This is a genomic window from Rhodococcus sp. WAY2 (assembly GCF_009859915.1).
GTDB classification, from domain to species: Bacteria; Actinomycetota; Actinomycetes; order Mycobacteriales; family Mycobacteriaceae; genus Rhodococcus_F; species Rhodococcus_F oxybenzonivorans.
In genome coordinates, this window is the sequence record NZ_CP046572.1 from 3,744,759 (window position 1) to 3,770,476 (window position 25,718).

General features: G+C 65.4%; 22 protein-coding genes and 1 pseudogene. 15 read left to right on the forward strand and 8 right to left on the reverse strand.

The genetic code is table 11. The annotated features are described in order from the left end of the window. From GFS60_RS17185 to GFS60_RS17200, 4 genes are all read right to left on the reverse strand, one after another. Entirely contained in the window at window positions 1-1,032 is a 1,032-nt protein-coding gene (locus tag GFS60_RS17185; protein ID WP_159922996.1) for an alpha-ketoacid dehydrogenase subunit beta, read from the reverse strand. A 14-nt stretch (window positions 1,033-1,046) separates the two neighbouring features. Beyond that, window positions 1,047-2,012 carry a thiamine pyrophosphate-dependent dehydrogenase E1 component subunit alpha gene (locus tag GFS60_RS17190; RefSeq protein ID WP_109334502.1) on the reverse strand — a complete coding sequence of 322 codons (966 nt, stop codon included), beginning with the start codon at window positions 2,010-2,012 and terminating at the stop codon, window positions 1,047-1,049. A gap of 272 nt (window positions 2,013-2,284) precedes the next feature. After that, complete coding sequence (locus tag GFS60_RS17195; protein WP_159922998.1) at window positions 2,285-3,676, reverse strand: cytochrome P450; 1,392 nt, start codon at window positions 3,674-3,676, stop codon at window positions 2,285-2,287. Between the two features lie 89 nt (window positions 3,677-3,765). Beyond that, window positions 3,766-4,209: a hypothetical protein gene (locus tag GFS60_RS17200; protein ID WP_159923000.1), complete on the reverse strand. Its 444-nt coding sequence runs from the start codon at window positions 4,207-4,209 to the stop codon at window positions 3,766-3,768. 203 nt (window positions 4,210-4,412) lie between these two features. Here GFS60_RS17200 and GFS60_RS17205 point away from each other — a divergent pair, with 203 nt between their 5' ends. From GFS60_RS17205 to nuoN, 15 genes are all read left to right on the forward strand, one after another. Further along, window positions 4,413-4,835: an Rv3143 family two-component system response regulator gene (locus tag GFS60_RS17205; RefSeq protein WP_159923002.1), complete on the forward strand. Its 423-nt coding sequence runs from the start codon at window positions 4,413-4,415 to the stop codon at window positions 4,833-4,835. Window positions 4,836-5,124: 289 nt separating this feature from the next. Further along, a complete protein-coding gene (locus GFS60_RS17210) occupies window positions 5,125-5,484 on the forward strand; it encodes an NADH-quinone oxidoreductase subunit A (protein WP_109335456.1) in 360 nt (119 codons plus the stop codon). Window positions 5,485-5,569: 85 nt separating this feature from the next. Then, window positions 5,570-6,124, forward strand: coding sequence for a NuoB/complex I 20 kDa subunit family protein (locus GFS60_RS17215; RefSeq protein ID WP_109334497.1), 555 nt, complete (start codon window positions 5,570-5,572; stop codon window positions 6,122-6,124). Between the two features lie 439 nt (window positions 6,125-6,563). Further along, complete coding sequence (locus GFS60_RS17220; protein WP_159923004.1) at window positions 6,564-7,280, forward strand: NADH-quinone oxidoreductase subunit C; 717 nt, start codon at window positions 6,564-6,566, stop codon at window positions 7,278-7,280. After that, the gene (nuoD, locus tag GFS60_RS17225; RefSeq protein WP_159923006.1) at window positions 7,280-8,620 is read left to right on the forward strand and encodes an NADH dehydrogenase (quinone) subunit D; all 1,341 of its coding nucleotides are present in this window, start codon (window positions 7,280-7,282) and stop codon (window positions 8,618-8,620) included. The genes GFS60_RS17220 and nuoD overlap by 1 nt, the downstream gene beginning before the upstream one ends. Next, on the forward strand, window positions 8,617-9,591 hold the full coding sequence (gene nuoE / locus GFS60_RS17230) for an NADH-quinone oxidoreductase subunit NuoE (RefSeq protein WP_159923008.1): 975 nt from the start codon (window positions 8,617-8,619) through the stop codon (window positions 9,589-9,591). The genes nuoD and nuoE overlap by 4 nt, the downstream gene beginning before the upstream one ends. A 1-nt stretch (window position 9,592) precedes the next feature. Further along, entirely contained in the window at window positions 9,593-10,891 is a 1,299-nt protein-coding gene (gene nuoF, locus GFS60_RS17235) for an NADH-quinone oxidoreductase subunit NuoF (RefSeq protein WP_159923010.1), read from the forward strand. 8 nt (window positions 10,892-10,899) lie between these two features. Further along, a complete protein-coding gene (locus GFS60_RS17240) occupies window positions 10,900-13,386 on the forward strand; it encodes an NADH-quinone oxidoreductase subunit G (RefSeq protein WP_159927292.1) in 2,487 nt (828 codons plus the stop codon). A gap of 5 nt (window positions 13,387-13,391) precedes the next feature. Next, entirely contained in the window at window positions 13,392-14,735 is a 1,344-nt protein-coding gene (gene nuoH / locus GFS60_RS17245) for an NADH-quinone oxidoreductase subunit NuoH (protein WP_442972204.1), read from the forward strand. After that, the gene (nuoI, locus tag GFS60_RS17250) at window positions 14,728-15,327 is read left to right on the forward strand and encodes an NADH-quinone oxidoreductase subunit NuoI (protein ID WP_159923014.1); all 600 of its coding nucleotides are present in this window, start codon (window positions 14,728-14,730) and stop codon (window positions 15,325-15,327) included. Before nuoH ends, nuoI begins: the two co-directional genes overlap by 8 nt. Continuing rightward, window positions 15,321-16,205, forward strand: a complete 885-nt coding sequence (locus tag GFS60_RS17255) for an NADH-quinone oxidoreductase subunit J (RefSeq protein WP_159923016.1) — start codon at window positions 15,321-15,323, stop codon at window positions 16,203-16,205. The genes nuoI and GFS60_RS17255 overlap by 7 nt, the downstream gene beginning before the upstream one ends. Further along, complete coding sequence (gene nuoK / locus GFS60_RS17260; protein WP_109334483.1) at window positions 16,202-16,501, forward strand: NADH-quinone oxidoreductase subunit NuoK; 300 nt, start codon at window positions 16,202-16,204, stop codon at window positions 16,499-16,501. Before GFS60_RS17255 ends, nuoK begins: the two co-directional genes overlap by 4 nt. 1 nt (window position 16,502) lies before the next feature. Then, window positions 16,503-18,464: an NADH-quinone oxidoreductase subunit L gene (gene nuoL, locus GFS60_RS17265; protein ID WP_159923018.1), complete on the forward strand. Its 1,962-nt coding sequence runs from the start codon at window positions 16,503-16,505 to the stop codon at window positions 18,462-18,464. Further along, window positions 18,461-20,062, forward strand: coding sequence for an NADH-quinone oxidoreductase subunit M (locus GFS60_RS17270; protein ID WP_201453394.1), 1,602 nt, complete (start codon window positions 18,461-18,463; stop codon window positions 20,060-20,062). The genes nuoL and GFS60_RS17270 overlap by 4 nt, the downstream gene beginning before the upstream one ends. Further along, the gene (gene nuoN / locus GFS60_RS17275) at window positions 20,059-21,705 is read left to right on the forward strand and encodes an NADH-quinone oxidoreductase subunit NuoN (RefSeq protein ID WP_159923022.1); all 1,647 of its coding nucleotides are present in this window, start codon (window positions 20,059-20,061) and stop codon (window positions 21,703-21,705) included. The genes GFS60_RS17270 and nuoN overlap by 4 nt, the downstream gene beginning before the upstream one ends. A 331-nt stretch (window positions 21,706-22,036) precedes the next feature. Here nuoN and GFS60_RS17280 read toward each other — a convergent pair whose 3' ends face one another. The 4 genes and pseudogenes from GFS60_RS17280 to GFS60_RS17295 all read right to left on the reverse strand — a co-directional run bounded on the left by GFS60_RS17280 (window position 22,037) and on the right by GFS60_RS17295 (window position 25,718). Next, on the reverse strand, window positions 22,037-22,240 hold the full coding sequence (locus GFS60_RS17280; protein ID WP_109334475.1) for a cold-shock protein: 204 nt from the start codon (window positions 22,238-22,240) through the stop codon (window positions 22,037-22,039). Between the two features lie 149 nt (window positions 22,241-22,389). Continuing rightward, window positions 22,390-22,800 carry a VOC family protein gene (locus GFS60_RS17285; protein ID WP_159923024.1) on the reverse strand — a complete coding sequence of 137 codons (411 nt, stop codon included), beginning with the start codon at window positions 22,798-22,800 and terminating at the stop codon, window positions 22,390-22,392. Window positions 22,801-22,920: 120 nt separating this feature from the next. Then, a pseudogene (locus GFS60_RS17290) lies at window positions 22,921-24,171 on the reverse strand (CHAT domain-containing protein). Between the two features lie 29 nt (window positions 24,172-24,200). Beyond that, a complete protein-coding gene (locus tag GFS60_RS17295) occupies window positions 24,201-25,718 on the reverse strand; it encodes a tetratricopeptide repeat protein (protein ID WP_159923026.1) in 1,518 nt (505 codons plus the stop codon).

Sequence of the window (25,718 nt, forward strand, 5' to 3'; positions counted from 1 at the left end):
TCAGGCACTCACGACCTTGCGGATGGCTGCCTCGATACGGGCGGCGTTCGGCAGCCACGCCTGCTCGAGCACCGGAGAGAACGGCACCGGCGTGTGCGGCGGGGTGACCAACTCGATGGGGGCCTTCAACGAGCCGAACGCCTGCGTGGCGATCAGGGCGGCGACGTCGTGCCCGAATCCGCATCGTGCCGCGGATTCGTCGACGATGACCACCCGGCCGGTTGAAGCGACCGATTCGAGGATGCCCTCCTCGTCCAGCGGTGAGACGGTGCGGGGGTCGACGACCTCGACGGAGATGCCTTCGGTGGCGAGTTTGTCGGCGGCGGCATTGGCGGCATTGACCATGGCCGAGAGCGCGACGACCGTGACGTCCGTGCCTTCACGGGTGTAGTTGGCGACGCCGAACGGGATCGTGTACGGGGCGTCCGGCACCTCACTCTTGAGGTCGTACAGGGTCTTGTGTTCGCAGAACACGACCGGGTCGTCGTCGCGGATCGACTGGATGAGAAGACCTTTCGCGTCGTACGCGTTGGACGGTGCGACGACTTTCAGACCGGGGACGGCGGCGAACACGTTGTACGGGGACTGCGAGTGCTGGGCGGCTGCGGAGAATCCGGCACCGATCATGCCGCGCACCACCATTGGGGTGCGTGCCTTGCCGCCGAACATGTACCGGAATTTGGCGGCCTGGTTGTAGAGGGCGTCGTAGCAGACTCCGAAGAAGTCCATGAACATCAATTCCGCGACCGGACGAAGTCCGGTGAGCGCGGCACCCGCGGCCATACCGATGATCGCGGACTCGGTGATCGGGGTGTCGATGACACGCTCGGAACCGAATTCCGTCCACAACCCTTTCGTCACACCGAGCACACCACCGAACGCTTCGACCTTCCCGGATTCGAGTTCCGGGTTGGTACCCGCCTGGCCACCGCGCAGATCCTCACCGATCTGCACTACAGTCGCGTCGCGCTCCATCTCCTGGGCGAGTGCGGCCTTGATTGCTTCGCGATACGTCGTTTTCGACGTGGTCATCTCTGTTCTCACTCTCAGTACGACACGTAGACGTCGGTCAGAAGGTTTTCCACCGGGGGATAGCTCGCGGCGCGCGCTTTCGCGACGGCGTCGTCGACCCGCGCTCGGGCATCGGCCTCGATCGCGTCGAGTTCCTTCGCGGAGACCTTCTTGCTGTCGTCGTGGTTGCGGAAATTGAGCAGCGGGTCCTTGGTCTGCCGGATCTCGGCCACCTGGTCCGCCGTGCGGTAGAGCTGCGCATCGCCCTCGAAGTGACCGTGCCAACGGTGCGCGACGGCCTCGATGGTGGATGGTCCCCCACCACTGCGAGCTCGCTCGACGGCCTCCCGCGTCGCCTCGTACACGGCGAAGAAGTCGGTGCCGTCGACCGTGGCCGCCGGCATGCCGAATGAAGACGCCCGGTCCGCGATGCTCGGGGCGCCCACGGCGTAGTCGCGTCCGGTGGCCTCGCCGAATCCGTTGTTCTCGATCACGAACACGATCGGGAGGTCGAGAACCACGGCCATGTTCATGGCCTCGAACACGGTGCCCTGATTGGACCCGCCGTCTCCGGTGAATGACGCTGCGACGCCACCATTGCCGAGGGTCTTGGCGCTCAGCGCGGCTCCGATCGCAAGAGACGGGGCACCGCCGACGATGGCGTTCGCTCCGAGCATGCCCACCGACAGGTCGGCGATGTGCATCGACCCGCCCTTGCCGTGACAGAGCCCGTCGTCCTTGCCGAAAATCTCCGCCATCATTCCGTGGAGGTCACAGCCCTTGGCGATGCAGTGACCGTGCCCGCGGTGGGTCGACCCGATGTAATCGGTGTCCTCGAGGTTCTCGCATACACCGACGGCAATGGCTTCCTGCCCCGAGTACAGGTGGATGAACCCCGGGATGTCGCCCGTGGCGTTCTCTTCGTGCAAACGGTCTTCAAACGCCCGGATCTCGGCCATCTTCCGATACGCGCTCAATAGTGCACTTTTGGTCAGCGCCATTGCTCTCCTCTGTTTCTGCGTTGGGGCCGCTGTTGCTGGGCCCGCCTCCGATTACGACGACGCTGCAACTTCGTTGTCGCCCGCGACCTCGTGTAACCCGGGTCATGAATGTAGGGCGATATGACGCACGTAATAAAGGTTGCAGCGGATTGCAATCAGGACGCCGCCCAGCCGAAGGAGGCGCCGGGCGGATTCGCACAGAGGCCGCCCAGGAGATCAGAACGAGACGGCGGCAGAACGCAGTGACTCCGCGGAAAGGAGCCGTCGACCCCTTACGTCGAGGTGACGCGGAAGCGGAGCCCGAAGTTGTTCAGGGTCGGGGGCAGTGGCTGCCCCGGCGTCAATGCGGGGGTGGAGGTGAGCTGGAAGTCGGCGGCCTCCAGCATCAACGCCAGCACGGTGCTCGTCACGAACAACACGAGGTTGCGGCCCGGGCATTCGGCGGGGCCGGCGCTGAAAGGCACCAGTTCGGGGCGTGACTGCGCAGTCCCGTCGAGCCAGACCTCCGGCGCGAAGCCGTTGGCGAACGGAAACGTTCGGTCATCACGGTGGAAGGCGGGGGCGAGGATCATGAAGGCGGTTCCAGCCGGAATGGTGAACTCGCCGTCGCCGGAACCCCACGTGGTGTCGCGGGTGGAGTCCCGCAGAATGGTTGGCGTCGTCGGCCACAACCGCACCGACTCGAGCACGCACGCGCGAAGATACGGGTACTGCTGGGGCACTGTCGTATCCCAGGCGGCAACCTCCTCGCGGGCGAGCCGACGCTGCTCCGGGTGTGTGGACAGCAGTGCCAGAGCGCGACTGGCGGCGATGCCCGCCGCATCGAAAGCGAAGAGCCAGTGCGGTATCTGGCCGACCGGGTCGATGGCCCCTCCGGCCGGTAGGGCGGCCAGGGAACTGACCACGGATCCAGGCTCGGCCTTGTCGACGTAGGAGTACAGGCTTTCGATGAACCGGTCACGGAGCTTGCGTGGCGGTGGAAGGAAATACGACCAATTGCCGTTGGCCCGAAGCTTGTGTAGCTGATCGGTGACTGCGTGGTCGTCGCGAGCCGACTTTCCGAGGACGATCTGGCGGACCATCCGCCACCAGGTGCGGGTGAACTCGTCGTTGTCGAGTGTTCCCTTCGACTGCGCGGACGCCAGCAGGGCGGCAATCTCGTGCCGGATCACCTCGACCATCGGATCGGCCAGGTGATGCATCGCGTGTGAGGTGTCGAGAGCCTCCTCGTTGATGCGCCTTCGTTGCTGTCGAACGTGTCCCTCCGAGATCAGCACGCCGTGCGGTTGGAAGGGCGACAGTGCACCCTTCTTCTCCCGGTTGGCGGGGTTGAACGGTTCGGGTGTGCCGTCGAGGACTCGACCCGCATCGTCGCCGGTCAACACTACTGCCAGCCGCCGCTTCGGAAGCTGTAGTTGCAGCGGTCCCGGCCCATAGCGCTCCCGCAGCCGGCGCACGAAGGGCACGGTCGGCGCATCGGCACCGAGTCGCTCCAGGACGGCCATCATCGAGGGACGCCGCGCGATGACACCGGCAGCGATCGGGGTGAAGCCGAGTACTGCCGCGATGCGAAGTGCCTCGAGTCCCGAAACCGTCGGACCAACCCCGGAGGTGGCGGTCTCGGAGGCACGGTGCTCAACGTCTCGCGCGGTGTTGGTCGCCATGGAGGTCGTGGTACCCGCAGCCGTCATGGGTAAACAGAAGGGGTCCTCGCTCAGGGTCCGTCCGGGCAGGAACTGGCCACCGCGCCGAGTCACACCCCGGGGCAGAGGAACTGACGTGCGCGGTTCCAGAAGGGGAACACCTGGGGGCTGCCGGCCTCCGGATGGTCACGTCGAGCGAGTTCGACGAACTCGAGGATCGTCTTTCCCGAGGTCTCCGAGAGTCGGCAGGCTTGGAGGCTCAGCTTCGCCGACGCCGCGAACCCGATGTCCCGCGCGTAGGGCCCGAGGTCGCTGGTATCGACGAAACTGTCGAGCCGTTCTCCCCACTGGTTGTACGAATACTGCAGGTCGAAGTCGCAGCCCGGCGGAAAGAGTTCACGGCAGGTCATCGGTCTGCCGTCGATCATGAACGCCTTGTCCTCCATCGGCCGCGCGGCGGTGTCCTGCGGCGTCCGGGACGTGAAATAGAACAGGGCAACCGCCACTGCGCACAGTGCAAGCACCAACAGCAATGTCGACGCGAAACGCCTCATGGCCGTACCGTCCGTTCGATCGTCGTAGTTCGAGATCGTGTATCCATCCTGACGGATGTGACGCGGCGCCGGTAGCGGTGCTCGACGCCGGTGCGGGTGCTCTGCTGGGCGGCTCCGGGTGGCGCGCTCCACCACCTCGTCCGTGCCGGATCATCGGCGAAAGCAACGCGATCCGGCCGTAGCCGGCCGGTAGCATCGGGTCCGTGACCGACGCGACCGCCCGTCCCAGCCGCCCCACCTCGCTGCGCGTCCTCGTCTACAGCGACGACGCGAACACACGTCGGCAGGTCGTGTCGGCTCTGGGTAAGCGTCCGCATCCCGATCTGCCGGATATCGAGTACGTGGAAGTGGCGACCGGACCGGTGGTGATCCAGCACTTGGATGCGGGCGAAATCGATTTGGCCATCCTGGACGGTGAGGCATCCCCGGCAGGCGGAATGGGGATCGCCAAGCAGTTGAAAGACGAGATCGACCCGTGCCCGCCCGTGCTCGTGCTGACCGGGCGAGCTGACGACGCGTGGCTGGCCAACTGGTCGCGGGCCGAGGCTGCGGTTCCTCACCCGATCGACCCGATCAGGCTCGGCGAGGCGGTCGTCGCGCTGCTCCGCACGCGTATCTCGTCTTAGGGTCGGCTCTCCGAACCTCGCTTCTCGGGGACGGGTGCCATCAGTGCGTGAAATCCGCTTGACCTGCATCTTTGCTTTGTAACCTGCCCTGCGTGAGCTGTCCTGTGACCGATGCGGCTCGAGGGAATTACACCCGCGTAAATCTCTGGGGAACTGCGGGCGCTGAAACCGAGACAAGATCGCCGAAACCGGTAGTCTGTGTCTCAACTCACATATCTACGCGCTGAGGGATTCTCGGCTCGAGGAGATGGGGTATCGCGGCCAGGCTTCGCAGGGAGGTGCTCAGCGCATGAACGTCTACGTGCCGATTCTCGTGCTCGGAGCAATTGCTGTCGCATTCGCGGTCGTATCGGTGATCTTGGCGTCGGTTGTCGGTCCGAAGCGCTACAACCGGGCCAAGCTCGACGCCTACGAATGCGGAATCGACCCCACCCCGCAACCGGTGGGTGGCGGCCGTTTTCCCGTGAAGTACTACCTGACCGCCATGTTGTTCATCATTTTCGATATCGAGATCGTGTTCCTTTATCCGTGGGCGATCCATTTCGATGCCCTCGGCTTCTTCGGTCTCGTTGCTATGGCTCTCTTCATTTTCAGCGCTGCGGTGGCCTATGTGTACGAGTGGCGGCGGGGCGGTCTCAGTTGGGATTAGGTGTCTTTTCGATCGCTCGCAGCGCTCGCATCTGACGGGCCGCGAAGCGGATGAATAGCGAAACCGGAAGTAGGAAGAGTCGGATATGGGTATCGAGGAGAAGGTGCCGAGCGGCTTTCTGCTGAGCACGGTGGAAGGTCTGGCCGGTTACGTACGGAAGGGCTCCCTGTGGCCCGCGACTTTCGGCCTCGCGTGCTGCGCGATCGAGATGATGGCCACCAGTGCCGGCCGGTTCGATATCGCCCGTTTCGGGATGGAAGCATTCCGGGCGTCTCCGCGGCAGGCCGACCTGATGATCGTCGCCGGTCGGGTCAGCCAAAAGATGGCGCCGGTGCTGCGCCAGATCTACGACCAGATGGCGGAGCCGAAGTGGGTGCTGGCAATGGGTGTCTGCGCCTCCTCGGGGGGCATGTTCAACAACTACGCCATCGTCCAGGGAGTCGACCACGTGGTGCCGGTGGACATTTATCTGCCGGGCTGCCCTCCGCGGCCGGAGATGTTGCTGCACGCCATCTTGAAGTTGCACGAGAAGATCCAGGAAATGCCGCTGGGCGTGAACCGTGAAGAGGCGGTACGTGCGGCGGAGGAGGCCGCCCTGGCCGTCACTCCGACGATCGAGATGAAGGGCCTACTCCGATGACCGCAGAAAGCGAACCGAGCCGTGTGGCGGTGTTGTGCTCGGCCCGCGGAGCCGCGGCTGGGGTGTTGTGCGCGGCCCGCGGAGCCTGGACTGAGGAGCGAGGGAGCGAAGCGAGTGAGTGACGAGGGAAGGGTCCGCGATACAGGCCGAGCACCCGCGAGCGGAGCGAGCCATGTAGCTGGGGTGTTGTGCGCGGCCCGCGGAGCCTGGACTGAGGAGCGAGGGAGCGAAGCGAGTGAGTGACGAGGGAAGGGTCCGCGATACAGGCCGAGCACCCGCGAGCGGAGCGAGCCATGTAGCTGGGGTGTTGTGCGCGGCCCGCGGAGCCTGGACTGAGGAGCGAGGGAGCGAAGCGAGTGAGTGACGAGGGAAGGGTCCGCGATACAGGCCGAGCACCCGCGAGCGAAGCGAGCCATGTTCCAGCGAGGGAGCGTAGCGAGTGAGTGACGAGGGAAGGGTTCGCGATACAGGCCGAGCACCCGCGAGCGAAGCGAGCAGTGTTTCTGAAGTGATCAGCGTTCGCCGGGGGATGTTCGGTGTGCGGGGCAGTGGGGATACGTCGGGGTATGGGCGGTTGGTGAGTCCGGTGGCGTTGCCGGGCAGTTCTCCTCGCCCGTTTGGTGGGTATTTCGATGAGGTGGCGGATGCCCTTGGGGCGGCGTTGGTGGAGCGGGGTGTGGGGGAGGCGATCGAGCGGGTTGTCGTTTTCCGGGATGAGTTGACGTTCCATGTTCGCCGGGAGTTTTTGCCGGAGGTGGCGCGGGCGTTGCGGGATGATCCGTCGTTGCGTTTCGAGTTGTGTTTGGGGGTCAGTGGGGTGCATTACCCGCAGGAGGTGGGCCGGGAGCTGCATGCGGTGTATCCGTTGATGTCGATTACGCATAATCGCCGGGTTCGTGTGGAGGTGGCGATGCCGGATGCGGATCCGCATGTGCCGTCGTTGTATGGGGTGTATCCGACGAATGATTGGCATGAGCGGGAGGCGTTCGACTTTTTCGGCATTGTGTTCGATGGTCATCCGTCGTTGACTCGGATCGAGATGCCTGATGACTGGTCGGGTCATCCGCAGCGGAAGGACTATCCGCTGGGCGGTATTCCTGTGGAGTTCAAGGGTGCGGAGATAGCGCCGCCCGATGAGCGGAGGGGGTACAACTGATGGGCGAGGGTGGGGCGCGGACGGAGCGACCGGATGTGATGGTCACTGTCGCCGGGCAGGATTGGGACGAGATCCTCGCGGCGGCGAGGGTGCCTGCGGAGGGTACCGCGCAGGGGACGGGCGAGGAGCGGATCGTCGTCAACATGGGACCTCAGCATCCCTCTACGCATGGTGTTTTGAGGCTCATCCTGGAGATCGAGGGTGAGACGGTCACCGAGGCGCGCTGTGGAATCGGCTACTTGCACACGGGGATCGAGAAGAACCTGGAGTACCGCAATTGGACTCAGGGTGTCACGTTCGTGACGCGGATGGATTATTTGTCTCCGTTTTTCAATGAGGCGGCGTACTGCCTGGGTGTGGAGAAGTTGCTGGGGGTCACCGACGAGATCCCGGAGCGGGCCACGGTTGTCCGGGTGATGCTGATGGAGCTCAACCGCATTTCGTCGCATTTGGTGGCGTTGGCGACGGGTGGCATGGAATTGGGTGCCGTCACCGCGATGTTGTTCGGTTTCCGTGAGCGTGAGCTGATCCTCGATGTTTTCGAGACCATCACTGGTCTTCGGATGAATCATGCTTTCATCCGGCCGGGTGGGTTGGCTCAGGATCTTCCGGCCGGTGCTGTCGAGAAGGTTCGTGAGTTGCTGACGGTGCTGCCGTCACGGATTCGGGATATGGAGAACCTGCTCAACGAGAACCGGATCTGGAAGGCCCGCACCGAGGGCATCGGCTATTTGGATCTCACGGGTTGTATGGCGCTGGGGATCACCGGTCCGATGCTTCGTGCCACCGGTTTGCCGCACGACCTGCGGAAGTCGGAACCTTACTGTGGGTACGAGAACTATGAGTTCGACGTCTGTACCCATACCGGTTGTGATGCTTACGGCCGGTATCTGATTCGGGTGGACGAGATGAAGGAGTCGCTCAAGATCGTCGAGCAGTGCCTCGACCGGCTACGCCCCGGCCCCATCATGATCGAGGACAGGAAGATCGCCTGGCCGGCGGATCTGGCGTTGGATCGTGACGGATTGGGAAACTCCACCAAGCACGTGCGCAAGATCATGGACACCTCGATGGAGGGGTTGATCCACCATTTCAAGTTGGTGACCGAGGGTTTCCGGGTGCCGCCCGGCCAGGTCTATGTGGCGGTGGAATCGCCGCGAGGAGAACTGGGCGTGCACATGGTCAGCGACGGCGGCACCCGCCCGTATCGGGTGCACTACCGCGACCCCTCGTTCACCAACCTGCAGGCGGTGGCCGCCATGTGTGAGGGCGGCATGGTGTCGGACGTGATCGCCGCGGTCGCCAGCATCGACCCCGTCATGGGCGGAGTGGACCGATGAGCTCCCTGCCGAGAAGTCAGAGTCCGGCGCCCGCGACCGCAGCAAGCAAGAGCACACCGGTGTTCGTCGAGTTCGGACCACGGCCCGAGGAGAACAACCAACTCGTGTGGCCGGGTGCGCGGGAGAGTTATCCGCCGGAGGTGCGGGCCAGGCTGGACGGAGAGGCCGCGGAGATCATCAGCCGCTACCCGAAGCCCGGGGCGGGGCCAGGAGAGCGACCGCAGAACACTGCGCGGTCCGCGTTGCTGCCCCTGCTGCACCTGGTGCAGGCCGAGGACGGGTACATCAGTCCGGCGGGTGTGGACTTCTGCGCCGATCAGCTCGGTCTCACCGGGGCCGAGGTGGCGGCGGTGGCCACCTTCTATTCGATGTACCGGCGCTCTCCGACCGGTGACTACTTCGTCGGGGTCTGTACCAACACGTTGTGCGCGATCATGGGCGGTGACGCGATCCTTGCGGCGCTCGAGGATCACCTCGGTGTGCGACCGGGTGAGACGACGCCGGACGGCAAGGTCACGGTGGAGCACATCGAATGCAACGCGGCCTGCGATTTCGCTCCTGTCGTGATGGTCAACTGGGAATTTTTCGACAACCAGACCCCGGAGTCGGCCCGCACGCTGGTGGATTCCCTGCGGTCCGGTGAGAAGGTGACACCCAGCCGGGGAGCGCCGCTGTGCACGTTCCGCGAGACGGCTCGCGTGCTCGCCGGATTCCCCGACGAGCGACCAGGAACGTTGGAAGCCGGCGGCGGCGCCGGTCCTGCCACCCTGGCGGGGTTGCACGTCGCCCGAGAACTCGACATGGATGCGCCTTCCCCGCCGGCCGGGCCGTCGGGGTCGGGGCCGCACGCCGAGATCGGCAAGCCGTTGGCGACCGAGTCGACGAAGGACAAGCCGGCTCCCGCACCGTCCGAGCCGACGCCGCCGCACCAATCCACCTCCGGAACCGACCCGACACGCAAGGGAGACTGAGGTGCCGCTGACTCCTGTCCTCAGCCGGTACTGGGACGATCCCCAGTCCTGGACTCTCGACACCTACCACCGCCACGACGGGTACGAGGCGCTGCGCAAAGCGCTGAAGATGCAGCCGGACGAGGTCATCGACACGATCAAGGACTCGGGACTGCGGGGGCGTGGTGGTGCCGGATTCCCGACCGGGGTGAAGTGGGGTTTTATTCCGCAGGACGACGCCAAACCGCACTATCTGGTGGTCAATGCGGATGAGTCCGAGCCCGGCACCTGCAAGGACATTCCGTTGATGCTGGCCACCCCACACGCACTCGTCGAGGGCGTCATCATCGCCGCGTACGCCATTCGCGCCGGTCACGCCTTCATCTATCTGCGCGGTGAAGTGGTGCCTGTGCTGCGTCGCCTGCAGGCCGCGGTTTCCGAGGCGTACGCCGCCGGGTACCTGGGCCGCAACATTCTCGGCAGCGGGTACGACCTCGACCTCGTCGTCCATGCGGGCGCCGGCGCGTACATCTGCGGTGAGGAAACTGCTCAACTCGATTCCCTGGAAGGCCGTCGCGGACAGCCCCGTTTGCGCCCCCCATTCCCGGCGGTGGCCGGGTTGTACGCCTGCCCGACGGTCGTCAACAACGTCGAATCGATCGCGAGCGTGCCGCCGATTCTGCAGAACGGGGTCGAGTGGTTCCGTTCGATGGGCACCGAAAAGTCACCCGGTTTCACTCTCTATTCGCTGTCCGGACACGTCAGCCGGCCCGGGCAGTACGAGGCGCCGCTCGGCATCACGTTGCGGGAGCTCTTGGAATATGCGGGGGGAATACGCGCCGGGCATCAGCTGAAATTCTGGACCCCGGGTGGTTCGTCGACCCCGATGTTCACCGACGAGCACCTCGACGTTCCGCTCGACTACGAAGGTGTGGGTGCTGCAGGATCGATGCTCGGCACCAAGGCTTTACAGCTGTTCGACGAAACCACCTGTGTGGTGCGCGCGGTGCTGCGCTGGACCGAATTCTATGCCCACGAATCATGCGGCAAATGCACGCCCTGCCGGGAAGGTACGTACTGGCTGGTGCAGATTTTGCAGCGACTCGAAAGCGGGGGAGGTTCCGAGACCGACCTCGAGAAGTTGCTCGACATTTCCGACAACATCCTCGGAAAGTCGTTCTGTGCCCTCGGTGACGGAGCGGCAAGCCCGATCATGTCTTCCCTGAAGTACTTCCGGGACGAGTATCTCGCGCACTTCGAACAGGGCGGCTGCCCATTCGACCCGCACCAGTCAACTCTCATGGCAGGAGTTCCCGCGTGACAGCCCAGGTGCCTGCGAGCGCAGCGAGCAAAGACGCACCCCCAGTGCCCACGAACGAGGTGAGCCTTGTCATCGACGGCGTCGATCTCAGCGTTCCCAAGGGCACGTTGGTCATTCGTGCCGCCGAGCTGGCCGGTATCCAGATTCCGCGTTTCTGTGATCACCCGCTGCTCGATCCGGTGGGCGCCTGCCGACAGTGTCTGGTCGACGTGGAAGGGCAGCGGAAGCCGTTGGCCTCCTGCACGACCACCGTCACCGACGGCATGGTGGTTCGCACTCAGCTCACCTCGGCTGCCGCCGACAAGGCGCAGAAGGGTGTGATGGAGTTGTTGCTGATCAACCATCCGCTCGACTGCCCGGTCTGCGACAAGGGCGGCGAGTGTCCTCTGCAGAATCAGGCCATGTCGAACGGGCGTACGGAGTCTCGTTTCGAAGAAGTCAAACGCACCTTCCCCAAGCCGATTCCGCTGTCCTCGCAGGTGTTGCTGGACCGGGAGCGGTGCGTGCTCTGCGCCCGGTGCACGCGTTTCTCCCAACAGGTTGCCGGCGATCCGTTCATCGAACTTCAGGAGCGGGGTGCGCTGCAGCAGGTCGGCATCTATGCCAAGGAACCGTTCGAGTCGTATTTTTCCGGCAACACCGTACAGATTTGTCCGGTCGGTGCGCTGACAGGTGCCGCCTACCGGTTCCGGGCGCGTCCGTTCGACCTCGTCTCCAGCCCGAGTGTCTGCGAGCACTGCTCGAGCGGTTGCGCGCAGCGCACCGACCATCGCCGCGGCAAAGTGCTACGACGGTTGGCCGGTGACGATCCGCAGGTCAACGAGGAATGGAACTGTGACAAGGGGCGGTGGGCCTTCACCTACGCCACCGAGAGCGACCGTCTCACTACCCCATTGGTTCGCGATGACACGGGTGCTCTAGTGCCGGCTTCGTGGCCGGAAGCCCTTTCGGTCGCGGCCCGGGGGTTGGCGGCCGCGCGCGGAAATGCGGGGGTTCTCGTCGGCGGGCGGGCCACGGTAGAAGACGCGTACGCCTACGCCAAATTCGCCCGGGTTGCGCTCGATTCCAATGACATCGACTTCAGGATCCGTGCGCATTCGGCAGAAGAGGCCGAGTTCCTGGCGGCACGGGTCGCGGGCCGCGGACTGGAAGTGACCTACGACGATCTGGAGAAGGCACCGGCCGTCCTGCTCGTCGCGTTCGAGCCCGAAGAGGAGTCGCCCATCATCTTCTTGCGGCTCCGCAAGGCCGTAAACAGGAGCGGGCACAGCGTGTACTCGATGGCGCCCTTCACCACCCGCAGTCTGACGAAGATGTCGGGCCGGTTGCTGCGTGCGGTGCCGGGAGAGGAGGCGGCGTTGCTCGACGCGCTCGTCTCCCATCCGGAGACGAGACTCGACGAACAGGGCGCGGCACTCGCGGAGGCGTTGCGCCAACCCGGTGCGGTCATCCTGGTCGGTGAGCGCCTGGCGACCGTTCCCGGTGGGCTTTCCGCCGCCGCGCGCCTCGCCGACGCCACGGGAGCTCGCCTGGCATGGGTGCCGCGGCGGGCCGGTGAACGGGGTGCGGTCGACGCAGGTGTCCTGCCCACACTCCTGCCCGGGGGTCGGCCTCTCGACGATCCGGAGTCCCGTCGACAGGTGGCGGAGATGTGGAACGTGCACGAACTGCCGTCGACTCCCGGTCGTGGAACAGCAGAAATTCTGGCCGCGGCGGCAGCCGGCACGCTCGGTGCACTGGTGATTGCCGGGGTAGAGGTCAGCGATCTGCCCGATCCGCAGACCGCCCTGTCGGCGGTCGAGGCGGCGGACTTCGTCGTCAGTCTGGAATTGCGCAGCAGCCAGGTGACCGAACGGGCGGACGTGGTCTTCCCCGTGGCACCAGTGGTGGAGAAACCGGGCACCTTCCTCGACTGGGAGGGCAGGCCGCGCGTGTTCGAGGCGGCCCTGCGTGGGACAGGGGCCATGCCCGACCAACGGGTCCTCGATGCCCTTGCTTCCGAGATGAACATCCGGCTCGGACTGCCGGATGCTGCGGCGGCACGCGCGGAGCTGGGGCGGCTCGACCGCTGGGACGGGGAGCGACCGGCCGGGCCCGCGTATTCTCCGGGGGCGACGCCCCAGGCCGGACCCGGTGAAGCGGTTCTGGCGACTTGGCGGATGCTCCTCGATTCCGGACGTCTGCAGGACGGGGAACCCCATCTGGCCGGGACCGCTCGAACACCGGTTGTCCGGTTGTCGGCCGCGTCGGCCGCCGAAATCGGTGCCGCCGAGGGTTCCTCGGTAACCGTGAGCACCGACCGGGGATCGGTCACCCTGCCGCTGGTTGTCACCGATCTGCCCGATCGAGTGGTGTGGCTTCCCCTCAACTCGCCAGGATCCGCAGTCTTCCGGCAACTCGCAGAGCCGATGGGAAGCGTCGTCCGCGTCGCGAACGCCGTCGGTGCCGAGGCGACGCGGTCGTCGCCGACGAATGCGCCCGAGGAGGTCTCGTGACCGTTCTGTCGCTCGACTATCCCGACCCGACGTTGTTCGGCCACGACCCGTGGTGGCTGACCCTCGGGAAGGCCCTCGCCGTCTTCGTGTTCCTCATCCTGACTCCGCTGATCGCGATCCTCGCCGAGCGCAAGGTCATGGCCCGGATGCAGATGCGGATCGGCCCCAATCGGGTGGGACCCGGGGGCATGCTGCAGAGCCTCGCCGACGGGGTCAAGCTGGCGCTGAAGGAGGGCATCACCCCGAAAGGCGTCGACAAGCCTGTTTATCTGCTTGCGCCGATCATCGCCGCGGTGCCCGCGTTCATGGCCTTCGCCGTCATCCCGTTCGGCCCGGAAGTCTCGATCCTCGGCCACCGCACGGCACTTCAGCTGACGGACCTCCCCGTGGCGGTCCTCTACGTCCTGGCAGTCACCTCGGTCGGCGTCTACGGGATCGTCTTGGCCGGGTGGGCGTCGGGCTCCACGTACCCACTGCTCGGTGGGCTGCGCTCGACCGCCCAGGTGATCTCGTACGAGATCGCGATGGCGCTGTCGTTCGCCGCCGTGTTCCTGCATGCGGGCACGATGTCCACGTCGGGGATCGTGGCGGCGCAAGACCGCATCTGGTACGTATTTCTCTTGCTCCCTTCGTTTCTCATCTATATCACCTCGATGGTGGGGGAGACGAACCGCGCCCCGTTCGACCTGCCCGAGGCCGAGGGCGAACTCGTCGGCGGATTCCACACCGAGTACTCCTCGCTGAAATTCGCCATGTTCATGCTCGCCGAATACGTGAACATGGTGACGGTGTCAGCGCTCGCCACCACCTTGTTCCTCGGTGGCTGGCATGCGCCGTGGCCCTTCAACATGTGGGACGGCGCCAATTCGGGCTGGCTGCCCGTGCTGTGGTTCACCCTGAAGGTCTGGGGATTCCTGTTCGTGTTCATCTGGTTGCGGGGCACGCTTCCGCGACTGCGCTACGACCAATTCATGAACATGGGCTGGAAGATACTGATACCGGTGTCGCTGGTGTGGATCATGATCGTCGCGACGGTGCGGGCCTTCCGCAACGAAGGGTACGGGTTCTGGCCGGTCGCTCTCGTCGCCGCCGGCGTGATCCTCGGGCTCGTCGTGCTCGCCATGTTGTGGAATCGGCTACGACGCAGGCAAACCCGTGTACCCGACCACGAGGCGACCCGCCGAGCCGGAGAAGACGTTCCTGCGGCCAGCACGTTCGACCCCATGGCCGGAGGTTTTCCGGTGCCGCCGTTGCCCGGCCAGCGCTCACCGGTGCCCCCACGCACCCCCGTCACCGTGGGTCGTTCCGCAGGCTCCGCTCGAATGAACAGGGAGGACAGCGATGTCTAAGTTCCTCGACCCCATTGCCGGTTTCGGAGTGACGTTCTCGACGATGTTCAAGAAACCGAATACCGAGTACTACCCGGAGGAGAAGACCCCGACCGCTCCCCGCTACCACGGCCGGCACCAGCTCAACCGTCACCCGGACGGGTTGGAGAAGTGCATCGGGTGCGAACTGTGCGCCTGGGCGTGCCCCGCCGACGCCATCTATGTGGAGGGTGCCGACAACACGGCGTCGGAGCGTTATTCGCCGGGTGAGCGGTACGGCCGGGTGTATCAGATCAACTACCTGCGCTGCATCGGTTGTGGGCTCTGCATCGAAGCGTGCCCCACACGGGCGCTGACGATGACAAATGAATACGAGATGGCCGACGACAACCGGGCCGATCTCATCTATGACAAGGACCGGCTACTCGCGCCTCTCGAGCCGGACATGACGGCACCGCCGCACCCGATGGCTCCCGGCATCACCGCGGAGGACTACTACCGCGGCACCGTGACGGCGGCGGCGTCCGCAGACACGCCTGCCGCGGAAGCCGAAGACGACGAACGGCAGGTCGAGGTGAGCGAGACGATCAGGAAAGAAGAGGCGCGGTGGTGACTACCCTGTCTTCCGCCATCCTGGCCGCGGAGCCCCTCACCCGGACGTCGACGGGGGAGGCCGTCCAATTCTGGATCCTCGGCGCGGTGGTGGTCATCGGTGCTGTGGGAATGGTCATTGCGCCGAAGGCGGTGTACTCGGCCATCTTTCTCGCTATGACGATGATCATCCTGGCCATCTTCTACATCGCCCAGGGCGCATTGTTCCTCGGTGTCGTGCAGGTCGTGGTCTACACCGGCGCCGTCATGATGCTGTTCCTGTTCGTGCTCATGCTGGTGGGCGTCGACTCGTCCGACTCGCTGGTCGAAACGATACGAGGCCAGCGGACCGCCGCGATAGCAGCGGCAATCGGGTTCGGACTCCTCCTGATCGGCGGCCTCGGCAATGCGTCGACGCAGTGGGCGCGCTCGGCCGAAGGGCCCGGCTTCACCGATCTGGAGCAGGCCAACGCCGACGGGAATGTCGAGGGCCTCGCCGAGCTGATCTTCCTGCAATACGTATGGGCCTTCGAACTGACCGGGGCATTGCTGATCACCGCAACCATCGGCGCCATGGTGCTGGCACATCGCGAGCGGTTCGACACCCGTAAGGGGCAGCGCGAGTTGTCGCAGGACCGCTTCCGTCGATGGGCGGAACGGACCGTCGGTGACACCCCCGACGCCCACGTCACCCCACTGCCGAGTCCTGGTGTCTATGCACGGCACAACGCCGTCGACATGCCGGCCCTGCTGCCGGACGGTTCGTATTCACGGCTGTCGGTCAGCCGGGTGCTTCACCAGCGCGGACGTCACCCCATCGGAGCCGTACCCGATGAGAACAACGGCGAGGGGATCCCACCGGCACAGTCCACCGCGTTCGGTGAGGAGGGCACACGATGAACCCGGAAAACTACCTGTATCTGTCCGCCCTGCTGTTCACAATCGGCGCGGCGGGGGTGCTTCTCCGTCGCAACGCCATCGTCGTGTTCATGTGCATCGAGTTGATGCTCAACGCCACCAACCTGGCCTTCGTCACCTTCTCCCGGATGCACGGCAACCTCGACGGGCAAGTCTTCGCGTTCTTCACCATGGTCGTCGCAGCGGCCGAAGTGGTGGTCGGACTGGCGATCATCATGACCATCTTCCGCTCGCGCCGATCGGCCTCGGTCGACGACGCCAACCTGCTGAGGTACTGACATGAGTGGGGGGATTGCGTCGCTGGTCTGGCTGCTGCCCGCACTACCGCTCTTCGGTGCTGTCGTCTTGCTCTTGACAGGCCGCCGCAGCAACAAGTGGGGACACCTGCTCGGGTGCGGGACCGCGCTGGCCGCCTTTGTGCTGGGGCTTGCGCTCTTCGTCGACATGCTGGGCGCGGACGAAGCCGATCGTGCGGTACACCAAAGCCTGTTCAGCTGGGTTCCGGTGGCCGGCCTGCAAGTCGACTTCGGACTCCAACTCGACCAGCTGTCCATCTGCTTCGTGCTGCTGATCACCGGCGTCGGCTCGCTGATCCATATCTATTCCATCGGCTACATGGCCCACGGCCCCGACCCCGCCGGCCGCACCACCGGCCCCGCGCCTGACCACCTCGGGCACTCCGCAGGCTCCGCGCCTGGTCGGCGCCTGTTCTTCGCCTACCTCAATTTGTTCCTCGCCGCGATGCTCCTGCTGGTGCTCGCCGACAATTACCTCGGCCTGTATGTGGGCTGGGAGGGCGTCGGTCTCGCGTCCTATCTGCTCATCGGCTTCTGGCAGTACAAGCCGACGGCAGCGACCGCCGCGAAGAAGGCTTTCGTGGTCAACCGGGTGGGCGACATGGGGTTGGCCGTCGCAATGATGATCATGTTCGCGACCTTCGGCACGATCTCCTTCGCCGGGGTCTTCGGCGGCGCAGAGGCTGCGGGTCAGAACATCACCACAGCAATCGGATTGACGCTTCTCCTCGCCGCCTGCGGCAAGTCGGCGCAGCTGCCGCTGCAATCGTGGCTCGGCGACGCCATGGAGGGACCCACCCCCGTGTCGGCCCTCATCCACGCTGCCACCATGGTCACCGCCGGTGTCTACCTCATCGTCCGGTCCGGGCCGATCTTCGACCTGGCACCCACCGCTCAAATGGCCGTCGTCACCGTCGGAGCCGCCACCCTGCTGTTCGGGGCGATCATCGGATGCGCCAAGGACGACATCAAGAAGGCGCTGGCCGCCTCCACCATGAGTCAAATCGGATACATGGTGCTTGCCGCCGGACTCGGTCCGGCCGGATACGCATTCGCGATCATGCTGCTGCTGGCCCACGGCTTCTTCAAGGCCGGACTGTTCCTCGGAGCCGGATCGGTGATGCACGCCATGAACGACGAGACCGATATGCGCCGCTACGGCGGACTCCGCAGCGTCATGCCGATCACCTTCGCAACGTTCGGTCTCGGATATCTGGCGATCATCGGAATTCCGCCTTTCGCCGGGTTTTTCGCCAAGGACCCGATCATCGAGGTGGCCTTCGCTGCCGGGGGCGTCAAGGGCGTGATCCTCGGGACCGCAGCACTGCTCGGCGCCGGAATCACTGCCTTCTACATGACCCGAGTCATGCTCCTGACGTTCTTCGGGGATCGGCGTTGGGCGGCCGACGCACATCCGCACGAGTCGCCCCGGGTCATGACGATTCCGATGATCGTCCTCGCGGTCGGTTCGGTCGGTTCCGGTGCGGCACTGGCCATCGGGTCATCGTTGGTGAACTGGCTGGAGCCCGTCGTCGGCGCTCACCACGAAGAAGCAGCGATCCCGGTGTGGATGATGACCGTCCTCATCCTGGTGGTCGTACTCGCCGGTGTTGCCGCGGCCTATCGGCAATATGCCGCAAAGGAAGTGCCCGACACCGCGCCGGTAGCGGTCTCCCCGCTGACCGTCGCAGCACGCAACGACCTCTACGGTGACACGGTCAACGAGGCGATGGTGATGCGCCCCGGCCAGCACCTGACCCGGCTACTGCTGTACTTCGACAACAAGGGCGTCGACGGGGTGGTCAACGGCTTCGCCACCGCAGTGAGTGGGGGGTCGGGGTTGATCAGGCGCCTGCAGACCGGTTTCGTCCGGTCGTACGCACTGTCCATGTTCACAGGTGCGGCACTCGTGGTCGCCACGATGATGCTGGTGAGGCTGTGGTGAACAACTTTCCCTGGCTGACGGTCCTGTGGCTGCTGCCGATGGTCGGCGCCGGTGTGGTTCTGGCAGTGCCTGCGCCCAGACGGCACCTCGCCAAGTCGATTGCCCTGGGTGCTTCGGTGGCCGTTCTCGTTCTCGCGTGCGGGCTCGCGGCCGGATTCGATGCGGGCGGCGAGCAGTATCAGTTCGTCGAGTCCCATTCGTGGATACCGGCATTCGGTACCGGATACACCCTGGGCCTGGACGGCATCGCGCTTGTGTTGGTGCTGTTGACCGCGGTGCTGGTACCGCTGCTGCTCCTGGCGGGCTGGAACGATGGCCACGACGCCCCCGACTACACGCAGCGGCGGGTGGCCCATACGTATGTGGCGCTGATCCTGATGGTCGAGGCGATGGTGCTGGTGTCGTTCACCGCCCTCGACATCCTGCTCTTCTACGTGTTCTTCGAAGCGATGCTCATCCCGATGTACTTCCTCATCGGGGGCTTCGGCGGGGCACGCCGCTCGTATGCCGCGGTGAAGTTCCTGTTGTACAACCTGTTCGGTGGCCTGATCATGCTCGCCGCAGTGATCGGCCTGTATGTCGTGACCGCCGACGGGGGCACCGGAACTTTCGACTTCAGAGAGGTCGTGGCAGCCGCATCCGCGGGGGAACTCGGTGCCGACCCCGCCGTGCTCAATGCCTTGTTCCTCGGGTTCATGTTCGCCTTCGCCGTCAAGGCGCCGCTGTGGCCGTTCCACTCCTGGCTCCCCGACGCGGCTGTGGAGGCGACCCCGGCGAGCGCGGTGCTGATGATGGCCGTCGTCGACAAGGTGGGTACCTTCGCGATGCTGCGGTACTGCCTCCAACTGTTCCCCGAGGCGTCCGCGACGTTCGCGCCACTGATCGCCACGCTGGCGGTCATCGGCATCCTCTACGGTGCGGTGCTCGCCATCGGTCAGACCGACATGATGCGGCTGATCGCGTACACGTCGATCTCGCATTTCGGGTTCATCATCCTCGGCATCTTCGCCATGACCAGTCAGGGCCAGGCCGGCTCGACGCTGTACATGGTCAACCACGGAATCTCGACTGCCGCCTTGTTCCTCATCGCCGGATTCCTGATCTCCCGCCGCGGCACGCGCCTCATCGACGCCTACGGCGGCGTGCAGAAGGTGGCACCCGTTCTGGCAGGCACCTTCCTCGTCGCCGGCCTCGCGACGCTGTCCCTGCCCGGGCTGGCACCCTTCGTCAGTGAATTTCTCGTCCTCGTCGGCACGTACCCGCGCTACCAGGTTGCCGCTGTATTCGCGGCCGGTGCACTCGTCCTCTCCGCCGTCTACGTGCTGTGGCTGTACCAGCGGATGATGACCGGGCCGATCACCGAGGACAACGAGAAGGTTCGGGACCTCGTGCCCCGTGAACTTGCTGTGGTCGCACCCCTCATCGCTCTCCTGATCATCCTCGGTGTGTATCCCAAGCCCGCCCTGGACGTGATCACCCCCGCCGTCGGTCAGATCCTCACGACGATCGACCGGCAGGACCCGGCGCCCACTGTTCCCACCGACCCCCGCAGCGGCTCCGTAGCCGAGCAGGCACCGGACGGAGGTACTCACCCATGAGTGCTCGTACATATTGGGTCGGGCGTTCCGACACCTTTCTCGCCCAGAGTCCGGCGCTGCCCACCCCGGACATCGAGTACGGCCAGCTTTCCCCGATGCTCATCGTGTTCGGCGTCGCCGTGGCCGCCGTGCTCGTCGAAGCCTTCCTGCCGCGCCGAGCCCGGTACACGAGTCATCTCGTTCTCAGCCTCGGTGGTCTCGCGGCGGCGTTCGTCGCTGTCGTCCTGCTCGCGGGAACACGTAGCTCCGCGGTCATGGGCGCCGTGATCATCGACGGACCCACCCTGTTTCTGCAAGGAACCATTCTGCTGGTCTCGATTCCGGCAATCCTGCTGATTGCCGAGCGAGGTCTCGACCGGATGCGGATGTCGGCCGGTGTGGCGGTGAGTGCCGGCCGGTCTACTGCCGACGACGACGTGGTGGCGGATGCCTTCGCCCCTCAAGCGGCGGCCCTTCCCGGGAGTGCAGCCGAACGGGAGGCCGAGGAGGCTGGCGCCGCCCAGACCGAGGTCTTCCCCCTCACGCTGCTCGCGATAGGCGGGATGCTGCTCTTTCCGGCCGCGGGCGACCTTCTCACCATGTTCGTCGCCCTGGAGGTGCTGTCGCTGCCGCTGTACCTGCTGTGCGGACTGGCCCGCCGCCGTCGCCTGCTGTCCCAGGAGGCTGCGCTCAAGTACTTCCTCCTCGGCGCCTTCTCCTCGGCGTTCTTTCTCTACGGAGTGGCACTGCTCTACGGCTACGCCGGGACCGTCCGACTGGCGGGAATCGCCGATGCCGTCGCCGACCGTTCCGGTAACGAGGGGCTGGCCCTGATCGGCACCGGACTGCTCGCCGTCGGCTTGTTGTTCAAAGTCGGTGCGGTGCCGTTTCATTCGTGGATACCGGACGTTTACCAGGGTGCTCCTACCTCGATCACCGCGTTCATGGCGGCTGCTACCAAGGTTGCGGCCTTCGGCGCGATGCTCCGCATCTTCTACGTCGCACTCCCAGATCTCCGCGACGACTGGCGGCCCATGCTGTGGGTGGTCGCGATCCTCACCATGGTCGTCGGTGCCGTCCTGGCGGTGACTCAGACCGACGTGAAACGCATGCTCGCGTACTCGTCGATTACGCACGCCGGCTTCATCCTCACGGGTCTCATCGCCGCCAATGACGCCGGGTTGTCGTCGACGATGTTCTACCTCCTCGCCTACGGTTTCAGCACCCTGGGCGCCTTCGCGGTGGTCACCCTCGTCCGGGACGCCGACGGAGAGGTCACAGAGATGTCGCGTTGGGCGGGACTGGGTAGACGTTCACCCCTCATCGGGGTGGTGTTCGCGATGTTCCTGCTCGCTTTCGCCGGTATCCCCTTAACCAGTGGGTTCGTCGGCAAGTTCGCGGTCTTTCAGGCCGCGATCGAGGGCGACGCCACCCCGCTGGTCCTCGTCGGCGTCGTGAGCAGCGCCATCGCGGCGTTCTTCTACGTGCGCGTCATCGTGCTGATGTTCTTCTCGGAGCCAGGGGACGACGCGCCCAGCGTGGTGATCCCCAGCGTGCTGACCACCGCCGCCGTCACCGTCTCCGTCGTGGTCACCATCGTGCTGGGCATCCTGCCGCAGACGGCACTCGATATCGCAGAGCAGGCGGCAGTGTTCGTGCGCTGAGCCGGGCCACCGATCCGCCTCGGGAACGTCGGGCGAGTCGCGCTCAGAAAATGGTCCCGAGATTGCCCTGCAGCAGGGCCGACACTACATACAGCACAATGACCAGCGGATAGTACAAGTTCACGGCTGTCACCTCCATGGGAGCCCGGTCGTTCGTGGTCGTGCGACGACCACCGGATGAGTACCCACTTGCCGCCCGGCATACGAGTGCACTGCATCACGATTCGGTACCCCGCCCCGCACCGGGAGGGAGGCGTCTCGAGGCCTCGCCGTAACGTGCGAAGGCCGCACCCGAAACGATCGGATGCGGCCTTGCGTTACGTCTGGATCCTTAGACGGGATGCACGTTCTGGGCTTGCGGGCCCTTCTGTCCCTGGCCGACCTCGAACTCCACACGCTGGTTCTCGTCGAGCGACTTGTAGCCGCTGCCCGAGATCTCCGAGTAGTGAACGAAAAGGTCGGCGCTGCCGTCATCCGGTGCGATGAACCCGAATCCCTTTTCGCTGTTGAACCACTTCACAACACCCTGCGCCATACCGTTAACTCCCTGCAACTGTCCGCCGAACGCTCATATCGAGGTCCGGTCGTACCACCCATACTGCCATCCCCCGGCGCGGAACGAGTGCATTTGCGGACGTTCGACTTCCCGGCGGGGAAAAAATCCACGGTTGCGCACCCCCCGCATCACTGCTTCTGCGTGATGTTCACCATCCAGGAGATGCCGAACCGGTCTACGCAGGCGCCGAACTCGTCGCCCCACATCTGCTTCTCCAGGGGGACGGATACCGTGCCGTTCTCCGACAGCTTTGTCCAATAGCCGCGCAGTTCGTCGGCGTCGTCGCCGGAAAGACTCACCGCGATGTTGTCACCGGGATTGTGCGGCATCCCGGGAGGGGTGTCGGCGCCCATCAGCACGAATCCGTTGTCGGCTTCGAGCAGCGAGTGCATGATCTTGTCGCTGCTTTCGGCGTCGGGCGCACCGAATTCTCCGAAGGTGTTGATCGACAGCGAACCGCCGAACACCTCCTTGTAGAATTCCATCGCCTCTCGTGCGTTGCCGCCGAAGCTGATGTACGGGTTGAGACGTGAGGCCATGGCGAAGCTCCTTCTTTGTGCAGAAATTGTTTCTCGTGGCGATCCGACACACCGACGGTACAGCGAAGAGCAGTCACTCGACCCCGGATCCGTGCAGCACCGGATCAGGGCTATACCGGATCAGGGCAGCACTGGGTCGGTTTCGGTGGACACCGTCGCGAACGCTCCCCACAGCACCGGTGAGTCGACGATGGTCCGCTCTTCTCGCCACGCCGCCGACCGCTCCCGCTGCCAGTCGCAGAGCGCGCTCACCGCGTCCGGTTGCTCGTGCGCGGAATCGACGGAACACATGGCCGACTGCAGGGGGCGCTCTCGCGGATCTGCGCCGGCCAGGCGTTCGAAGGCGAGGTCGGTGGGCAGAGCCCATCGAGTGGCGGTGACCAGTTCGGCACCGCCGCTGATCATCGCCGAGACCAGCCCCAGCGCCTCACCGAAGCGGAGGTCACCACCGCTCTCGCAGGCGATCAGGGCGACCCTGCTCGGGATGGGCCATAACTCGGGTCCCGCCACGGGATCGTCGGTCAGGGTGTGCGTTCCCAGCAGTAGATCCTTCGCCGACAGCGGGCGGTGTGCCCGCGTCGCCTCCGCGAACCCGATGGTCTCCGCCCGGCACGCCAGATGCAGTTCGGCGTGCTCACTCTGACCGGACTCGGGCGCCGCTGCGGTCACATGGCCGACGTAGATCAGGCGGCTGGCACCGCGCCGGAGCGCGTCGCCCAGCCAATCCCGGTCTACGTCCTCTCGGGCGGAACAGGTCGGCGGGGCCGGTCACGTTCGGCAGGAGTCTGTTCTGCTCGGCGTAGGCGCCGACCTGACGGGACAGGGGAGCGTCACCGGACATCCGGCCCAGCACCGAGCCGAGCACGGAATCCGCGCGATAGCCCGGCACCCGTGGATCGAGGACGGCGACGACGGGCAGCTCGCTCGTGTCGAGCCAAGAGCGCGGGACGCGCCCGGGGGCGTGGACGATACTCAGTGGTGCGAGCAGGCTGACGTCGGCGATATCGATCAGGCGGAGGTGGGCGTCCGGCGCGATCAGTTCCCACGGAACCTGCGCGACGCGAGGTGACGGCTGGATCCGGATGTGAGGCCGTACCCCGCGGGTGTACAACTCGTACAGTTGTGCGGCGAGACCGAACGGGAGAAAAGTCCGCGAAAGCTGCTGCGCCAGTTCATGCTCCGCGTCGTACGTGGCGAGTGCGCCGGCCGTCAGAACGTGTTCGAGTCTCTCCGGATCAGCGGCATCGGGCAACGCGGGTGTCAGTGCGGCGAGAGTCGCGTCCAATTGTGTCGCGGTGACGACCGACACTCCACCGGATAGCTGTCGCTCGACCACCGCCACGACGTATACAGGTCTCCCGCATCGGCCATCCGGACGAAGACGGTGGGACGCCCCGACGTCACCACGCCGGAACCGATCGGCTGTCGCGAATCGGCCGCCCGTACCGCTTCTCGGCCTCCGCGATGTACGGCTCGAGCGCAACACGGCCACCGACTGACATCGTGAGGTGCGGTGGCAGCGAAACAGGGAGGCCGGCACCCGCGGCGACCCCGGCCAGCGCGGCACCGAGGTGCAGTGCAGTCGACACGTCGGGAGTGCGGTCGGGAAGGTCGGGCATCACGAGTGGCAACGTCGGCGCCGCGCTGCCGGTGGAGCGGCCGATATCGAGTGCTGTTCCCGCGCAGTGTGCCTCGATGAGATCACCGACGAGGAGGGCGTCACCGCAACCGTAGGAGAGGCGGAAGGCCAACGCCATGGCCGGGTCCGCGACGTGCCGGTTCCACTGCTCGCGCTGAAACCCGTTGGGAAGGGAGTAACGGACGGCGTCGATGGTGAGGGCCGCGGGCACCGCGAGGTCGACGGCTCGTTTGTGCAGCGCCCCGTCGGGGTCGACGTTCAGCGCCGCTTCCAACAGCGTCGCGTGCCAGACGTCGACCTGTGCGCAGTGCAATCCCAGGTCCAGTTCGGCATACGTTTCGACAGCGGAAGCCAACAGGGCCTCACCCTCGTCTCGCCGGCCGGCGCTGAAAGCCAGTGTCGCCAGGCGAGTGTTGACGTCCGCGACATCGAGTACGGCCCCGGACTCCGCGAAGTATTCGACGCTGCGCCGGTAGAGCGCGCTCGCACGTTCTTTCTGGTCGCGTCCCTCCGCCACAAACGCCAGCACCTTCAGCCCGATCCCCACCCGATGTCCGGCACCGGCCTGTTCGAAGTACCTCTGGCTTTCCAGCAGCAGTGGCTCGGCATCCTCGTGACGCCCCGACCGGGCACGCATGATCCCCAGATTCTGCTGCGTTTCGGCGAAGGCGTTGCTGTCACCGGCCTCATCGAAGGCGGCCAGCGCCTGGCCGGCGAAGTCGTCGGCGAGGTCGAAGCGGCCGGTCTCGAAATGGACGGCCGCCAGGTTCATCAACGGGTGACCAGCGAGAGTCGGCGCGGAACGTACTGCGGCTTCCAGTGACTCATGGGCCAGATCGGCAGCGTAGGCCCATTGCTGACGGTGGATGGCAACGGCCGTCAACGACAACAGGCACGGGACGCGGAGGTCCTCGAGGTCGTCGGCGCCGTCCGTGAGCAGGGAGCGCGCCTGCTCGAGTGCCGTCTGCGCACCGTCGAGGTCGCCCACGTGCTGGAGGGCCTGGGACAGATTGATCAACGCGGCGGGCCGAATCCTGCGGGCGTCGGCCGGCATGGCCGCGAGGGCCTCGTGATAGCGGTCGACGGCCGCGGCGTGGTCACCCAACTCGTCTGACATGCTCGCGGCGTTGATCATTGCGCTGATACGTAGATCGCCGGTGGCGCTGCGCGCAACCTGCTCGAAGGTCGCCAGCGCTGCCGTGAGATCACCGCGACCGTAGGCGGCGCCGCCTGCCGCGAGCAGCTCACGGGCTTCGTCCGGTGACAAGGGATCCGTCAT

Excerpts from the sequence above, each read along its gene's own strand:
- GFS60_RS17185 (WP_159922996.1), bottom strand. The coding sequence starts at position 1,032 with ATGACCACGTCGAAAACGACGTATCGCGAAGCAATCAAGGCCGCACTC.
- GFS60_RS17190 (WP_109334502.1), bottom strand. The coding sequence starts at position 2,012 with ATGGCGCTGACCAAAAGTGCACTATTGAGCGCGTATCGGAAGATGGCC.
- GFS60_RS17195 (WP_159922998.1), bottom strand. The coding sequence starts at position 3,676 with ATGGCGACCAACACCGCGCGAGACGTTGAGCACCGTGCCTCCGAGACC.
- GFS60_RS17200 (WP_159923000.1), bottom strand. The coding sequence starts at position 4,209 with ATGAGGCGTTTCGCGTCGACATTGCTGTTGGTGCTTGCACTGTGCGCA.
- GFS60_RS17210 (WP_109335456.1), top strand. The coding sequence starts at position 5,125 with ATGAACGTCTACGTGCCGATTCTCGTGCTCGGAGCAATTGCTGTCGCA.
- GFS60_RS17215 (WP_109334497.1), top strand. The coding sequence starts at position 5,570 with ATGGGTATCGAGGAGAAGGTGCCGAGCGGCTTTCTGCTGAGCACGGTG.
- nuoD (WP_159923006.1), top strand. The coding sequence starts at position 7,280 with ATGGGCGAGGGTGGGGCGCGGACGGAGCGACCGGATGTGATGGTCACT.
- nuoE (WP_159923008.1), top strand. The coding sequence starts at position 8,617 with ATGAGCTCCCTGCCGAGAAGTCAGAGTCCGGCGCCCGCGACCGCAGCA.
- nuoI (WP_159923014.1), top strand. The coding sequence starts at position 14,728 with ATGTCTAAGTTCCTCGACCCCATTGCCGGTTTCGGAGTGACGTTCTCG.
- nuoK (WP_109334483.1), top strand. The coding sequence starts at position 16,202 with ATGAACCCGGAAAACTACCTGTATCTGTCCGCCCTGCTGTTCACAATC.
- nuoL (WP_159923018.1), top strand. The coding sequence starts at position 16,503 with ATGAGTGGGGGGATTGCGTCGCTGGTCTGGCTGCTGCCCGCACTACCG.
- nuoN (WP_159923022.1), top strand. The coding sequence starts at position 20,059 with ATGAGTGCTCGTACATATTGGGTCGGGCGTTCCGACACCTTTCTCGCC.
- GFS60_RS17280 (WP_109334475.1), bottom strand. The coding sequence starts at position 22,240 with ATGGCGCAGGGTGTTGTGAAGTGGTTCAACAGCGAAAAGGGATTCGGG.
- GFS60_RS17285 (WP_159923024.1), bottom strand. The coding sequence starts at position 22,800 with ATGGCCTCACGTCTCAACCCGTACATCAGCTTCGGCGGCAACGCACGA.
- GFS60_RS17295 (WP_159923026.1), bottom strand. The coding sequence starts at position 25,718 with ATGACGGATCCCTTGTCACCGGACGAAGCCCGTGAGCTGCTCGCGGCA.